General features: G+C 68.1%; 13 protein-coding genes. 8 read left to right on the forward strand and 5 right to left on the reverse strand.

The annotated features are described in order from the left end of the window. The first annotated feature begins 458 nt into the window (after window positions 1-458). Together L3V85_RS06520 and L3V85_RS06525 are read left to right on the forward strand one after the other, a co-directional pair. Entirely contained in the window at window positions 459-2,210 is a 1,752-nt protein-coding gene (locus L3V85_RS06520; RefSeq protein WP_237678570.1) for a glycosyltransferase family 2 protein, read from the forward strand. Beyond that, window positions 2,210-3,193, forward strand: a complete 984-nt coding sequence (locus L3V85_RS06525) for a glycosyltransferase family 2 protein (protein ID WP_237678571.1) — start codon at window positions 2,210-2,212, stop codon at window positions 3,191-3,193. The genes L3V85_RS06520 and L3V85_RS06525 overlap by 1 nt, the downstream gene beginning before the upstream one ends. Here L3V85_RS06525 and L3V85_RS06530 read toward each other — a convergent pair whose 3' ends face one another. Beyond that, entirely contained in the window at window positions 3,194-3,955 is a 762-nt protein-coding gene (locus L3V85_RS06530; protein WP_237678572.1) for a glycosyltransferase family 2 protein, read from the reverse strand. It abuts the gene before it with no gap. A gap of 45 nt (window positions 3,956-4,000) precedes the next feature. Here L3V85_RS06530 and L3V85_RS06535 point away from each other — a divergent pair, with 45 nt between their 5' ends. From L3V85_RS06535 to L3V85_RS06550, 4 genes are all read left to right on the forward strand, one after another. Then, the gene (locus L3V85_RS06535) at window positions 4,001-5,098 is read left to right on the forward strand and encodes a glycosyltransferase family 4 protein (RefSeq protein WP_237678573.1); all 1,098 of its coding nucleotides are present in this window, start codon (window positions 4,001-4,003) and stop codon (window positions 5,096-5,098) included. A 107-nt stretch (window positions 5,099-5,205) separates the two neighbouring features. Beyond that, window positions 5,206-6,099, forward strand: a complete 894-nt coding sequence (argB, locus tag L3V85_RS06540) for an acetylglutamate kinase (RefSeq protein WP_081268359.1) — start codon at window positions 5,206-5,208, stop codon at window positions 6,097-6,099. A 77-nt stretch (window positions 6,100-6,176) separates the two neighbouring features. Further along, the gene (gene slmA, locus L3V85_RS06545) at window positions 6,177-6,827 is read left to right on the forward strand and encodes a nucleoid occlusion factor SlmA (protein ID WP_237678574.1); all 651 of its coding nucleotides are present in this window, start codon (window positions 6,177-6,179) and stop codon (window positions 6,825-6,827) included. Between the two features lie 242 nt (window positions 6,828-7,069). Continuing rightward, on the forward strand, window positions 7,070-7,900 hold the full coding sequence (locus L3V85_RS06550; protein ID WP_237678575.1) for a DMT family transporter: 831 nt from the start codon (window positions 7,070-7,072) through the stop codon (window positions 7,898-7,900). A gap of 17 nt (window positions 7,901-7,917) precedes the next feature. Here L3V85_RS06550 and L3V85_RS06555 read toward each other — a convergent pair whose 3' ends face one another. The 4 genes from L3V85_RS06555 to L3V85_RS06570 are packed head-to-tail and all read right to left on the reverse strand — an operon-like array spanning window position 7,918 to window position 12,216. Further along, window positions 7,918-8,973, reverse strand: coding sequence for a malate/lactate/ureidoglycolate dehydrogenase (locus tag L3V85_RS06555; RefSeq protein ID WP_237678576.1), 1,056 nt, complete (start codon window positions 8,971-8,973; stop codon window positions 7,918-7,920). Between the two features lie 3 nt (window positions 8,974-8,976). Further along, complete coding sequence (locus L3V85_RS06560; RefSeq protein WP_237678577.1) at window positions 8,977-9,909, reverse strand: SMP-30/gluconolactonase/LRE family protein; 933 nt, start codon at window positions 9,907-9,909, stop codon at window positions 8,977-8,979. A 26-nt stretch (window positions 9,910-9,935) separates the two neighbouring features. Beyond that, a complete protein-coding gene (locus tag L3V85_RS06565) occupies window positions 9,936-11,474 on the reverse strand; it encodes a UxaA family hydrolase (protein WP_237678578.1) in 1,539 nt (512 codons plus the stop codon). Window positions 11,475-11,508: 34 nt separating this feature from the next. Then, on the reverse strand, window positions 11,509-12,216 hold the full coding sequence (locus L3V85_RS06570) for a FadR/GntR family transcriptional regulator (RefSeq protein ID WP_237678579.1): 708 nt from the start codon (window positions 12,214-12,216) through the stop codon (window positions 11,509-11,511). Window positions 12,217-12,326: 110 nt separating this feature from the next. Between L3V85_RS06570 and L3V85_RS06575 the strand changes: the two genes are divergently transcribed. Next, entirely contained in the window at window positions 12,327-13,061 is a 735-nt protein-coding gene (locus L3V85_RS06575) for an SDR family oxidoreductase (protein WP_237678580.1), read from the forward strand. Next, the gene (locus tag L3V85_RS06580; protein WP_237678581.1) at window positions 13,058-13,804 is read left to right on the forward strand and encodes an SDR family NAD(P)-dependent oxidoreductase; all 747 of its coding nucleotides are present in this window, start codon (window positions 13,058-13,060) and stop codon (window positions 13,802-13,804) included. The genes L3V85_RS06575 and L3V85_RS06580 overlap by 4 nt, the downstream gene beginning before the upstream one ends. The last annotated feature ends 20 nt before the right edge of the window (window positions 13,805-13,824 follow it).

Raw genomic sequence — 13,824 nt, forward strand, 5'->3', positions numbered from 1 at the left:
CGTCGATACGAGTCTGCGGGGCGGGAGACGGTAGCGTCTTTGCCCGGAGAGCCTCCGGACTCTGCCTTGACGGGCGCGAATGCCTCGTCAACGGCGCCGGAGGCGCGGCCTCATTTTTTATCCTTTGTGTGAACCGGGCGATTTTACCGGGCGGGCAGGCGAGAGGGCCCGCGCATGGTTTTGGGGAGGCGTTCTGTATATCCCGATCCGAAGGCGTGAGCCAACCGAAGATAATTGCCGCTTTGGCGAGCCACCACTTCGGCGCCTCCCATTTGCAGCAGCCCATTCGGCGTGCAACCCACGAAAAAGTTCCCCGCCCGTCCCCCGCCGACGGCTCGTCTATGAAATCTGTATCTCGGCTCCTCGACTTCTATTGGACTGTGCTTTGGAAAAGCCCTGGCGTGGCGGGCCGTGTCCAGCGCGCCTGGCGGGTTTTCCGCAAGGCGGGCTGGCGCGGCATGAGGTGGGAACTGGGCCGGCGCATTGCCGGGCACAACGATTACGTGCGCTGGGTCCGCGACTACGACACGCCCACTCCCGAGGCCAGGAACAGGATTTCCCAGCGCGTAGCCGCGATGCAGACCCGTCCGCTGATCTCGGTGGTCATGCCGGCCTACAACCCCAACCCGTCCTGGCTGCGCGAGGCCATCGAGTCGGTGCGCGCGCAGATCTATCCGAACTGGGAACTCTGCATTGCCGACGACGCTTCGCCTTCGCCCGAGGTGCGTGCGGTCCTGCAGTCGTACGCCGAATCCGACCCCCGCATCAAGGTGGTGTTCCGTCCGAAAAACGGCCATATCTCGGCGGCTTCGAACAGCGCCCTGGAAGTCGCATCCGGCACCTGGATCGCACTCATGGACCACGACGACCTGCTGCCGGCGGACGCGCTCTTCTGGGTCGCCGACTGCATCGCCGCGCATCCCGATGTGCGACTGATCTATTCCGACGAGGACAAGGTCGACGAGGCCGGCAATCGCTCGGGGCCCTACTTCAAGTCCGACTGGAACATCGACCTCTTCCGCTCGCAGAACATGTTCAGCCACCTGGGCGTGTTGTCCATGGACCTCGTGCGTGCCGTCGGCGGCTTCCGCCAGGGGCTGGAGGGTTCGCAGGACTGGGACCTGGTGCTGCGTTGCATGGAGCATGTCGAGGCTCGCCAGATACGCCACATACCGCGGGTGCTCTATCACTGGCGCGTGCATGCGGAAAGCACGGCCAAGTCGATGAACGCCAAGCCTTATGCCGCGCTGGCCGGTGAGCGGGCGCTCAACGAGCATTTCGAACGCACGCACGTTCGCGCGACGGCGGAGTACCTCGGCTTCGGCTACCGGGCGCGCTACGCACTGCCTGAGTCCCTCCCATTGGTGTCGCTGGTCATTTCGACGCGCAACGCGGCGGCATCGCTGCGCCGCTGCGTGAATTCGATCGTCGGGAACACCACCTACGCCCGTTTCGAGATCGTCATCGCCGACAACGCGTCGGACGACACCTCCACGCGTGACTATTACCAGTCGGTAGCGCAGATGCAGAACATCCGCGTGCTGCGGCACGAAGAGGTGCTGGACGACGGCGCGCTGAAGAACAGCGCAGTCGAGGCCGCGCAGGGCGAAGTGATCGCGCTGCTCGACGACTCGCTCGAAGTCATCACGCCCGAATGGCTCTCCGAAATGGTGAGCCTTGCGCTGCAGCCTGGTGTCGGTGCGGTTGGCACGAGGCTGTGGCACCGCAGCAGGACCCTGCAGCACGCCGGCATCATCCTGGGCTTGGGGCCGGACGGCGTGGCGGGCTTCTCGCATCAGGGCATGCCCGGCGGCCGCGAAGGCTATGCAGGGCGGGCCGCGCTGATCCAGTCGCTCTCGGCTGTGACGGGCGCGTGCCTGGTGATTCGAAAGGTGCACTACCAGCAGGCGGGCGGCTTCGATGCCGATCACCTGAAACAAGCATTCGCCGATGTTGATTTCTGCCTGCGCCTGGGCGAGCTCGGCCTGCGCACGGTGTGGACGCCCTATGCGGAACTGGTCCACCACGTACCCGCGGGCAGCACGGCAAAACGCGGTGCGCAAGCGAGCGGGGCCTATCTCCAGGACGTGGCCTATATGAAGCAGCGCTGGGGCACTTTGTTGCAAAACGACCCGGCCTACAACCCGAATCTCATGCTGACTCCGGAAGACTTCAGCTACGCCTGGCCCCCGCGCCTGGACCCGGTCTGATGACCCTCGGCATCTCCGTCGCCCTCTGCACCCGCAACGGCGCGCGCTATCTCCCCGAGCAGATCAACAGCATCTGCTCGCAGATGCCCTTTCCGCGCGAGATCATCGTGTCCGACGACGGCTCGACCGACGACACGCTGTCCGTCGTTCGCGACACGATCGCTCAATTTGGCGTGGCGGACCAGATCGACCTGCGCGTGTTCAGCAATACGCCGCCGCTGGGCGTGACGCGCAATTTCGAGCAGGCCGTGCGCGCCTGCAGCCACGAACTCATCGTGCTGTGCGACCAGGACGATGTCTGGCACCCCGGCCGCCTCGCGCGCATGGCGGCGCAATTCGAGGCTCGTCCCGACTTGCTGCTGCTCCACACCGACGCGCGCCTCGTCGACGGCGAGTTGAGGCCCTTGGGCTCCACGCTCTTCCACGCGCTCGAAGTTCAGCCCGCGGAACTGTCCGCCATTTCCAGCGGCCACGCGTTCGGCGTCCTGCTGCGGCGCAACCTCGTCACTGGCGCGACCACGATGTTCCGCAAGACCCTGCTCGACGCGGCGCTCCCGTTTGCCCCCGAGTGGGTGCATGACGAATGGCTGGCCGCCATTGCCGCGGCCATCGGCCGCATGGACGTGCTGCCCGAGCCCACCATCGACTATCGCCAGCACGGCAACAACCAGATCGGCGCCCGGCGGCTCACGCTCTCCGAAAAGATTGCTAAGGCTTTTGCCGAGCGCGGCGACAAGCACGTGGCGCGGCTGTACCGTGCCGACGCGCTGTTGAAGCGCCTGCTGCAGCTGGGTGACCGCGTGCCGGCCGCCTATCTGGACGAACAACGCGCCAAAGTAGCCCACCAGCGCTTCAGGGCCGAGCTGCCGAAGGCGCGCCCGCTGCGGTTGGTTCCGATCCTGATCGAGGCGGCACGCGGGCGCTATGCCCGTTTTGGCCGCGGCGGCCACGCCATCGCGCAGGACCTGCTCGAGCGCGGCTGATCAGCGAGCCTGCGTCTTCGTTCCAAGCCGCCGGTAGCGCCAGAACGACCCCGACAGCCACACCTTCAGCAGGCTGGTCACGTGCCAGTACAGGTATTTCTTGCTCCGGTGGCTTTCGCGCTGCGCGTCGTGCCGGGCCACCAGGTCTTCGCCGACCTGCAGTTTCCAGCCCTCCAGCCGGGTGCGCGCGCAGATGTCGAAGTCTTCCCCGTACATGAAGAAGCGTTCGTCGAAGCCGCCGACCTTGCGGTACGCCTCGCTCCGAAACAGCATGAAAAGGCCGGGAATCCACGCCGGCACCCGCGGCCGCACGTAGCCGGGCTTCTTGCGCCCGACGATCTCGAAGGGCGTGAGCAGCGCCCGGTGGGGCTCCGGCGTGTTCTTGCCCGGCTCCAGGATGCGCGGCGTCAGCAGGCCGGCGTCGGGCGCGGCCTGGGCGAGCAGGGGCGCCAGCACGTCGCTGTCGAAGCGGATGTCCGGGTTGAGCACCAGGAACCAAGGCGTGGCGCAGCGCTCGAAGGCCTGGTTGTGATTGGAACCGAAGCCCTTGGGGCTCGCGTTCTCGATCATTTCCACCTCGAAGCCCCAGGTTCGGCCCGCGAGCATGTCGGGCTCCGGAATGTTCAGCGTGAGGACCACCTTGGCGGTCGATGCGCGGCTGTGACGGTCCAACTGGTCGAGCAGCGGCAGCACCAGCGCGAGCTGGCCGTGGCTCACGATTGAAATGGTGATCGGGGGGCGGGGGGAGGGGGGTGTTGGCATGGTCTAATTTCGCTCGGGAATTCTAGGGTTCCCCAACCCCCACACATGATTGCTCTGATCGTCATCAGTTTCTTCGTCGCCGCCTTCTCGGTTCAGGTGTTCATGCGCCGCGCGCGCAGGCATGCCCGGATCTACGGCGCCGACATGCCTCAACGCTTCCACAAGGGCCACGTGCCGCGCCTGGGCGGTGCGGGCATCCTGCTGGGCATGGGCGTGGCCTGGCTGGCCGCCGGCGTCACCGGCACCGACCCGTTCAACGTCTCCTGGCCGGTCACGACCTCGATGCTCACGCTGCTGTGCATTGCGCCGGCCGTGCTCGGCGGCATCGTGGAAGACGTCACCCAGCGCGTGAAGGTGCGCTACCGGCTCGGGCTGACCATCGGCTCGGCGCTGCTGGTGTGCTGGCTGCTGGGGCTGGGCGTGGCGCGCACGGGCTTCGAGACGGTCGACGGCTGGCTGGCGATGATTCCCTTCGCCACGGTGCTGTTCGCGGCGCTCGCCATCGGCGGTCTGCCGCATGCCTTCAACATCATCGACGGCTACAACGGGCTCGCGGGCACGGTGGCGGTGCTGGTCTGCCTGGCCATCTCGCATGTGGCGCTGCAGGTCGGCGACCGCCAGCTGGCCGCCATGGTGGTGTGCCTGGTTGGCGCCACCTTCGGCTTCCTGGTGTGGAACTACCCGCGCGGCAAGATCTTCGCCGGCGACGGCGGCGCCTACGTCTGGGGCATGGTCATCGCCGTGGCCTGCGTGACACTGGTGCAGCGGCACCGCGTGGTGTCGCCGTGGTTCCCGATGCTGCTGCTGATCTACCCGGTGTGGGAGACGCTGTTCTCCATCTACCGCAAGCTGGCGCGCGGGCAGTCGCCCGGCACGGCCGACGCGCTGCACTTCCATCAGCTGATCTTCCGGCGCATCGTGCGCGTGGCCTTCGCGGACGACGAGGCCCGGCAGCTGCTGGCGCGCAACAACCGCACCTCGCCTTACCTCTGGATGTTCGCCGCCATGTCGGTGGTGCCGGCGGTGCTGTTCTGGAACAACACCTACGTGCTGATCTTCTTCTGCCTGCTGTTCATCACCACCTACGTGGGCGCCTACCTGATGATCGTGCGCTTCAAGGTGCCGCGCTGGCTGCGCCCGTGAACAGGCACACCCCCAGGCTCCGCGCAGCCGGTCAGTTGGCTGCCGCCAGGATTGCGCGAGAATTTGAGCTTTCCCCTATCGTCCACCGCTTCGGAGCCTGACCGCCCATGACCGACCCCGTCCTCAACATTCCCCCGCGCGACAAGGCCGAGATCCTGGCCCAGGCGCTGCCGTACATCCGCAAGTTCCACGGCAAGACCATCGTCATCAAGTACGGCGGCAACGCCATGACCGACCCGGCCCTGCAGGCCGACTTCGCGGAAGACGTGGTGCTGCTCAAGCTGGTCGGCATGAACCCGGTGGTGGTGCACGGCGGCGGCCCGCAGATCGAGGCGGCGCTCAACAAGCTCGGCAAGAAGGGCAGCTTCATCCAGGGCATGCGCGTGACCGACGCCGAGACCATGGAAGTCGTCGAGTGGGTGCTCGCGGGCGAGGTGCAGCAGGACATCGTGGGCCTGATCAACCAGGCCGGCGGCAAGGCCGTGGGCCTGACCGGTCGCGACGGCGGCCTGATCCGCGCTCAGAAGCTCAAGCTGGCCGACCGCGCCGACCCGAACCTGCAGCACGACGTGGGCCAGGTGGGCGACATCGTCTCCATCGACCCCAGCGTGGTCAAGGCGCTGCAGGACGACGCCTTCATTCCCGTGGTCAGCCCGATCGGCTTCGGCGAGGACAACGAGAGCTACAACATCAACGCCGACGTCGTCGCCGGCAAGCTGGCCACCGTGCTCAAGGCCGAGAAGCTCATGCTGCTGACCAACACGCCCGGCGTGCTCGACAAGGACGGCAAGCTGCTCACCAACCTGAGCGCGCGCGAAATCGACGACCTGTTCGCCGACGGCACCATCTCCGGCGGCATGCTGCCCAAGATCGAAGGTGCCCTGGACGCGGCCAAGAGCGGCGTGAACGCGGTGCACATCATCGACGGCCGCGTACCGCACGCGATGCTGCTCGAGATCCTGACCGACCAGGCCTACGGGACGATGATCCGCGCCCGCTGAGGCCCGAATGCGCGGGGTGGGCGCGTGCTCACTGCGCTGTGCGAGAATCAATTGATTACATCTTTGCACGCGCTCCCATGCAGAACGAAGAGACGACAGGTGCTTCCGGCGTAGAGACGCCGACGGAAACGTCCACCCCCCTGGTGCGCAAGCGCCCGAAGCCGGGAGAGCGGCGCGTGCAGATCCTGCAGGCGCTGGCCGCCATGCTCGAGCAGCCCGGCGCCGAGCGGGTGACCACCGCCGCCCTGGCGGCCCGGCTCGAGGTGAGCGAGGCCGCGCTGTACCGCCATTTCGCGAGCAAGGCCCAGATGTTCGAGGGCCTGATCGATTTCATCGAGCAGAGCGTCTTCACGCTGGTCAACCAGATCCTCGAGCGCGAAGGCGCCACCGGCGCCCAGCAGGCCGCCCGCATTCTCACGCTGCTCGTGCAGTTCGCCGAGCGCAACCCCGGCATGACGCGCGTCATGGTGGGCGATGCGCTGGTGTTCGAGAACGAACGCCTGCAGCAGCGCATGAACCAGTTCTTCGACAAGATCGAAGCCACGCTGCGCCAGGTGCTGCGCGGCGCCGCCAGCGCCGATGGTTCGGCCACGCCCAGCGTCGACGCGCAGGTGCGCGCAGCGGCGCTCACGGCCTTCGTGGTGGGGCAGTTGCAGCGCTTTGCGCGCTCGGGCTTCCGGCGCGCGCCGTCGGAGCATCTGGAAGCGACGATCGCGCTGATCGTCTGACGGTACCCCGCAGGGGCATCGGCCAGCTCGCCTCGCGTCTTCGAGCGGAGTAGCATCATCCTGCCCCTTGCCGCCAGCCCTGGCGGCAAGCCGATGTTTACGCGGTTTCCTCCACGGAGGGCGCATGAGCCATGGCACGGTCGGTCTGCTGGAGCCCCGCTTGTCGCGGGTGGCTGCGCATGATGTTCGCTGACGGAACACGCGGCAATCGGCGGCCCGTGCTGCGAACAGTCCTCCTCACTATGTTGGCGATGCTCGCGTTCGCGGCCAATTCGCTGCTGTGCCGACTTGCGCTGCAGCACAAGGGCATCGACGCGGCGAGCTTCGGCAGCATCAGGCTCGTGGCGGGCGCGCTCATGCTGGGGCTCATCGTGCGGCTCAGGGCGCGGCCGCTGGCGTCACCCGCTCGTGCCGACTGGCTGGCCGCCGTCATGCTGTTCGGCTATGTCGCGTTCTTCTCCTTCGCCTACCTCAGCCTGTCGGCGGGCACTGGCGCGCTGATCCTGTTCGGCGCGGTCCAGCTGACGATGTTCGGCGTCGGCTTGCGGTCCGGTGGCGAGCGCTTCGGGTTGCTCGCATGGCTCGGTTTCGTCCTGGCCGTGGGCGGCCTCGTCTATCTCGTGTCCCCGGGGATCGCCGCGCCGCCGCTCCTGGGCGCGGTATCGATGGCCGTCGCCGGCGTGGCCTGGGGCGTCTATTCCTTGCGTGGGCGCGGCGTGGCCGACCCGTTGGCCGCCACGGCGCGCAATTTCGTGCGTGCCGTGCCGCTTGCATTGGGGCTGAGCCTGATATTTGCCGCCAGCGCCCGCGTGGACGCGACCGGCCTCGTGCTTGCCGTGGTGTCCGGCGCGCTGACCTCGGGTCTTGGCTATGCGGTCTGGTACGCGGCTCTGGGCGGCCTGACCGCGATGCGCGCGGCCACCGTGCAGTTGTCGGTTCCGCTCCTGGCCGCGTTCGGCGGCGTGCTGTTCCTGTCGGAGTCGATCACGCCCCGGCTGGCCGCGGCTTCCGTGGCGATCCTGGGAGGCATCGCGCTCGTGCTGAGCCAGAAGTCGCGAAGCAGCCGGCCTTAGCTCGCGCTGGCGCCCCGCTAGACCTGCACCCCCACCTTCGCCCCCGCCGCGACGATCTCCCCCCAGGTGGCGTCGTCCACCCAGATCCCATCCTTGCGCCGCGCCGCGCGCGCCTTGCGCTCCGGCTCGCCCGCCAGCTGCACGCCGTCGAAGCCCTGCCCCGGCGGGCTGCGCCGCAGCCATTCGACGAATTCCCGCGCTTCTTCGTCGAAGAACTTCTGCGTGCCCAGCCGCTCGGGGTCGATAAGCACCGTCAGCATGCCGTTGAGCACGGTGCGCGCCGTGTCCGCCGGCCGGTGCCAGGTACCGCCGCCCGTGAGCGCGCCGCCCAGCAGCTCGCAGGCCACGGCCATGCCGTAGCCCTTGTGTTCGCCGAAGGTCATGAGCGCGCCGAAGAGGCCGTTGCCCTGCGGCACCACCACCACGCCGGGGTCGTTGGTCGGCGCGCCGTTCTCGTCGATCAGGTAGCCGTCGGGTACGCGCTCGCCCTTGTTGTGGGCCACGCGCATCTTGCCCTGTGCCACGCGGCTGGTGGCGTAGTCGAGCACGAAGGGCTCGGCGCCCGCCAGCGGCACGCCGATGCAGCACGGGTTGGTGCCGAAGCGTCCGTCGCCGCCACCCCAGGGCGCGACCACCGGGCGCGACAGCACGTTGACGAAGTGCATCGACACCAGCCCCTGCGCCGTCGCCATTTCCGCGAAGTGCCCGATGCGCCCCAGGTGGTGCGCATGCGAGAGCGTGAAGATGCAGCTGCCGTGCTGCTTCGCCCGCGCTATGCCCAGCTCCATCGCCTGCACGCCGACGACCTGGCCGTAGCCGTGCTGGCCGTCCAGGCCCATCAGCGTGCCGATGTCGAGGTTGACCTTCACGGCCGTGTTCGGCTTCAGGCCGCCCTCGGCCACCGCGTCGATATAGCGCGGCAGCATGCCCACGCCGTGCGAGTCGTGGCCGCTCAGGTTGGCGAGCACGAGGTTGGCGGCCACCTGCTGCGCCTCCGCGGGCGTGCTGCCCGCCGCCTGCAGGATGCTGGCGACGGTGGTCTGCAGCTCGTCGGCCGGCAGTGTTCTTGACATGGATCAGGCTCCTTTCGCGTTCAGCGTGATGGCATAGAGAGAAGTGGTGGCGCAGATGAACAGCCGGTTGCGCTTCGGGCCGCCGAAGCACACGTTGGCCACGCGCTCGGGCACGAGGATCTTGCCCAGCAGCGTGCCGTCGGGGTCGTAGGCGTGCACGCCGTCGGCGGCGCTGGTCCAGATGCGGCCTTCGGTGTCGAGCCGGAAACCGTCGAACAGGCCGTTGGTGCATTCGGCGAACACCTCGCCGCCGCTCAGGCTGCGGCCGTCCGCGCCCACCTTGAACCGGCGGATGTGACGCGGTCCGTCCGCCGCATGGCTCGCGCCGGTGTCGGCGATGTACAGCAGCGATTCGTCGGGCGAGAACGCCAGTCCGTTGGGTTTGACGAAGTCGTCGGCCATGCGCTGTACCTCGCCGCTGGCGGGGTCGATGCGGTAGACGTGGCAGGCGCCGATCTCGCTGTCGGCCTTCAGTCCCTCGTAGTCGGAGAGGATGCCGTAGCTCGGGTCGGTGAACCACACGCCGCCGTCCGAATGCACCACCACGTCGTTCGGCGAGTTGAGCCGCTTGCCCTGCCAGTGGGAGGCCAGCACGGTGATGGAGCCGTCGTGCTCGGTGCGCGTCACGCGGCGCGTGAGGTGCTCGCAGCTCACGAGCCGGCCCTGGCGGTCGACGGTATGGCCGTTGGTGTTGTCGGCGGGCTCGCGGAACACGCCCACGGTGCCGGTCATTTCGTCGTAGCGCAGCATGCGGTTGTTCGGAATGTCCGACCACACCAGCGTGCGGTGCGCGGCGAACCAGGCAGGGCCTTCGCACCAGCGCGCGCCGGTCCAAAGCCGCTGCAGGCGCTCGGGGCCGGGAATGCGCGGCTTGAAGCGCGGGTCCAGATGCTCGAAGCCGGTGCCCTCGAGAAAGCCGAAGGGAAGGGTGGCCATGCTGCTCCTTGTGCTCGTGGGTGGGCCTACATCACCGCGCCGACCTGCCACGGCACGAACTCGTTCTGTCCGTAGCCGTGCTGTTCGCTCTTGGAGTGCGCGCCCGAGGCGGTGGCCAGCACCAGCTCGAAGATGCGCTGGCCCATCTCCTGGATGGACGCTGTGCCGTCGACGATCTCGCCGCAGTTGATGTCCATGTCTTCCTCCTGCCGCTGCCACAGCGCCGAGTTGGTCGCCAGCTTGAGCGAGGGGGAGGGCGCGCAGCCGTAGGCCGAGCCGCGCCCCGTGGTGAAGCAGATGAGGTTGGCGCCGCCGGCCACCTGGCCCGTGGCGCTCACCGGGTCGTAGCCTGGCGTGTCCATGTAGACGAAGCCGTGCGCGGTGACCGGCTCCGCGTATTCGTACACCGCCTCGAGGTTGCTGGTGCCGCCCTTGGCCACCGCGCCCAGCGACTTCTCGAGGATGGTGGTGAGCCCGCCCGCCTTGTTGCCCGGCGAGGGGTTGTTGTTCATCTCGCCCTGGTTGATCTCGGTGTAGTGCTCCCACCACTTGATGCGGTCCACCAGCTTCTGGCCGACCTCGCGCTTCACCGCGCGGCGCGTGAGCAGGTGCTCGGCGCCGTACACCTCGGGCGTCTCACTGAGGATGGCCGTGCCGCCGTGCGCCACCAGCAGGTCGACCGCCGCGCCCAGCGCCGGGTTGGCGCTGATGCCCGAGTAGCCGTCCGAGCCGCCGCACTGCAGCCCGATGGTGATGTGCGCCGCGCTGCAGGGCTCGCGCTTCACCGCGTTGGCGCGCGGCAGCATCTCCTCGATGAGCGCCACGCCTTTCTCGACCGTCTTGCGCGTGCCGCCCGTGTCCTGGATGTTGAAGGTGCGGAAGTTCTCGCCCTCGGCCAGGTGGCCGGTCGCGAGCCAGGCGTTGATCTGGTTGGCCTCGCAGCCCAGGCCGACCACCAGCACGCCCGCGAAGTTCGGATGCGTGGCGTAGCCCGTCAGCGTGCGCTCCAGGATCTGCATGCCCATGCCCTGCGTGTCCATGCCGCAGCCGGTGCCGTGCGTGAGCGCGATCACGCCGTCGACGTTCGGGAACGCGGCCAGCGCCTGCGGGTTGGTCTTGCGCGAGAAGTGGTCGGCAATGGCGCGCGCGGCCGTGGCCGAGCAGTTCACGCTGGTCAGCACGCCGATGTAGTTGCGCGTGGCCACGCGGCCGTCCGCACGCTTGATGCCCATGAAGGTGGCTTCGCGCCTGGCGGGCGCGGGCTTCACGTCGGCGCCGAAGGCGTAGTCGCGCTCGAAGTCTCCGGTACTGGCGCCCTTGTCCGGGCCCATGTTCAGGTTCTGCGTGTGCACATGCTCGCCGGCGGCGATGGGCCGGCTCGCGAACCCGATGATCTGGTTGTAGCGGCGCACCGGCTCGCCCTGCGCGATGTCGCGCATCGCGATCTTGTGGCCCGGCGGGATCAGGCCGCGCACGGCCACGTTCTCCACGGTGGTGCCGCCGAGCAGCTGGGAGCGCGCGATGACGACGTCGTCGGCGGGATGGAGTCTGATGTAGGGAGTCATGGTGGGGTGTTCTGCCGGCGCTTCTTGTTTGCTGTCAGGTGGCCTTCGCGCGGCGCCAGCTCGCGCTGAATCTCTGGTGGAACTTGTCCATGTGCTGGTGCATCGCGTCGCGCGCGGCAGCCGCGTCGCGCGCCGCGATGGCGTCGAGGATGGCCTCGTGCTCGCCGATGGCGGCCTGCCACGATTCCATGGTCTCGAAGTAATCGATCATCCGGGCGAAGATCGGCCCGTGCCGCGACTCCCAGAAGCCTTGCACCGTCTCGGTCAGCACCACGTTGCCGCAGGCGTTGACGATGGCCAGGTGGAATGCGCGGTCGCCTTCATGCGGCACCTCGTTGCGCGCGGCGGTCTCGCGCATCGTGCGGATCGCGCGGCGCATGGCGTCCACGTCCTTGCGCTTGCCGTGCTGCGCGGCGGTGGCCGCGGTCTCGCCCTCGACCATGCGGCGCGCGCGAATGATCTCGAGCGGGCCCCATTCGGTACCGGTCGTGGGCGCCTGGGTGCGGTGCGAGCGGTCCAGCACGTACACGCCGGAGCCGGTTCTTATCTCGACCCAGCCTTCCACCTCCAGCGCGATCAGCGCCTCTCGCACCGAGGGGCGGCTCACGCCCAGCTGCTTGGCGAGGTCGCGCTCGGCGGGAATGCGCGCGCCGACGTCGAACTCGCCCTTGGCGATCAGCCCTCGGAGCTGGTCTGCGATCTGGCGGTAGAGGCGCTGGGGTTCGAGAGTCTGGAGCGGCACGAGGTCGGCAAGGGGGTTAAGGGTTGTCCTGAATTGGCCAAGTGGTAAGGCCAATTCAGAATACGATAGACCGCCCGCGACACCATCGGGCCAAACCCGGGGAATCGACGATGAGACTGAAGGGAAAGACCGCGCTGGTCACCGCAGCCGGCCAGGGCATCGGCCACGCGAGCGTTCTGGCCATGGCCGCCGAGGGCGCGCAGGTCTGGGCCACCGACGTCAACGAGAAGCTGCTGGCGCGCTACGCCGGCGTCCCCAACGTCACCGCGCTGAAGCTCGACGTGCTCGACAAGGCCGCCATCGGCGCGCTGGTGGGCAAGCTGCCCGCGCTCGACATCCTCTTCAACTGCGCGGGCGTGGTGCACAACGGCACCATCGAGCAGGCCAGCGACGACGACCTGCTTTTCGCCTTCAGCCTCAACGTGCGCGCGCAGATGTGGACCATCCAGGCCGTGCTGCCCGGCATGCTCGCGGCCGGGCGCGGCAGCATCATCAACATGGCCAGCGTGTGCTCCAGCATGAAGGGGCTGCCCAGCCGCTTCGTCTACGGCACCACCAAGGCTGCGGTGCTGGGCCTCACCAAGAGCGTGGCGGCCGACTACGTGAGCCGCGGCATCCGTTGCAACGCGGTGTGCCCCGGCACGGTCGATACGCCCTCGCTGGGCGAACGCATCAACGCCAACGCCGACCCCGACGCGGCACGCAAGGCCTTCATCGCACGCCAGCCCATGGGCCGGCTCGCGCAGGCCGAGGAGATCGCGCCGGTGGTGGTGTTCCTGGCCAGCGACGAATCGATCTTCGCCACCGGGCAGGCCTTCACCGTCGACGGCGGCATCACGATATGAACCAGCTCGACTTCACCGGCCGCCATGCGGTCGTCACCGGCGGCGCAACGGGCCTGGGCTTCGGCATCGCGCGGCGGCTGCTGGCGTCGGGCGGCAGCGTCACGCTGTGGGACCGCGACGAGGAAGCGGCGCGCAAGGCGGCCGAGTCGCTCGGAGACAGGGCCTTCGCGCTGAAGGTCGACGTGTCGCAGCAGCCTTCGGTGGCCAAGGCCGTCGCGGCCACGCTGGCGCGGGTGCCGCGCATCGACGCGCTGGTCAACAGCGCCGGCATCACGGGCCCGAACAGCAAGCTGTGGGACTACCCGGTGGACGACTGGCGCCAGGTGATGGACGTCAACATCAACGGCGTGTTCCTGTGCTGCCGCGAGGTGGTCGCGCAGATGCGAAAGCAAGGCTATGGCCGCATCGTCAACATCGCCTCGGTGGCAGGCAAGGACGGCAACCCCAACGCCAGCGCCTACAGCGCGAGCAAGGCGGCCGTCATCGGCATGACCAAGTCGCTCGGCAAGGAGCTGGCCGACACCGGCATCCGCGTGAACTGCGTGACGCCCGCGGCGGTGAAGACGGCCATCTTCGAGCAGATGACGCCCGAGCACATCGCCTTCATGCTCTCGAAGATTCCCATGGGCCGCTTCGGCACGGTGGAAGAAGTGGCCGCGATGGTCGGCTGGCTCTGCACCGAAGACTGTTCGTTCTCCACCGGCGCGGTCTTCGACCTCTCCGGCGGCCGCTCCACGTACTGATCAATTCAATGCACTGAAAG

It is taken from the genome of Variovorax paradoxus (genome assembly GCF_022009635.1).
Taxonomy (GTDB): Bacteria; Pseudomonadota; Gammaproteobacteria; order Burkholderiales; family Burkholderiaceae_C; genus Variovorax.

What these genes read in the sequence shown, in the direction of transcription:
- L3V85_RS06525 (WP_237678571.1), top strand. Translation starts at nt 2,210, where the DNA reads ATGACCCTCGGCATCTCCGTCGCCCTCTGCACCCGCAACGGCGCGCGC.
- L3V85_RS06530 (WP_237678572.1), bottom strand. Translation starts at nt 3,955, where the DNA reads ATGCCAACACCCCCCTCCCCCCGCCCCCCGATCACCATTTCAATCGTG.
- L3V85_RS06555 (WP_237678576.1), bottom strand. Translation starts at nt 8,973, where the DNA reads ATGTCAAGAACACTGCCGGCCGACGAGCTGCAGACCACCGTCGCCAGC.
- L3V85_RS06535 (WP_237678573.1), top strand. Translation starts at nt 4,001, where the DNA reads ATGATTGCTCTGATCGTCATCAGTTTCTTCGTCGCCGCCTTCTCGGTT.
- L3V85_RS06550 (WP_237678575.1), top strand. Translation starts at nt 7,070, where the DNA reads ATGTTGGCGATGCTCGCGTTCGCGGCCAATTCGCTGCTGTGCCGACTT.
- argB (WP_081268359.1), top strand. Translation starts at nt 5,206, where the DNA reads ATGACCGACCCCGTCCTCAACATTCCCCCGCGCGACAAGGCCGAGATC.
- slmA (WP_237678574.1), top strand. Translation starts at nt 6,177, where the DNA reads ATGCAGAACGAAGAGACGACAGGTGCTTCCGGCGTAGAGACGCCGACG.
- L3V85_RS06565 (WP_237678578.1), bottom strand. Translation starts at nt 11,474, where the DNA reads ATGACTCCCTACATCAGACTCCATCCCGCCGACGACGTCGTCATCGCG.
- L3V85_RS06520 (WP_237678570.1), top strand. Translation starts at nt 459, where the DNA reads ATGAGGTGGGAACTGGGCCGGCGCATTGCCGGGCACAACGATTACGTG.
- L3V85_RS06580 (WP_237678581.1), top strand. Translation starts at nt 13,058, where the DNA reads ATGAACCAGCTCGACTTCACCGGCCGCCATGCGGTCGTCACCGGCGGC.
- L3V85_RS06560 (WP_237678577.1), bottom strand. Translation starts at nt 9,909, where the DNA reads ATGGCCACCCTTCCCTTCGGCTTTCTCGAGGGCACCGGCTTCGAGCAT.
- L3V85_RS06575 (WP_237678580.1), top strand. Translation starts at nt 12,327, where the DNA reads ATGAGACTGAAGGGAAAGACCGCGCTGGTCACCGCAGCCGGCCAGGGC.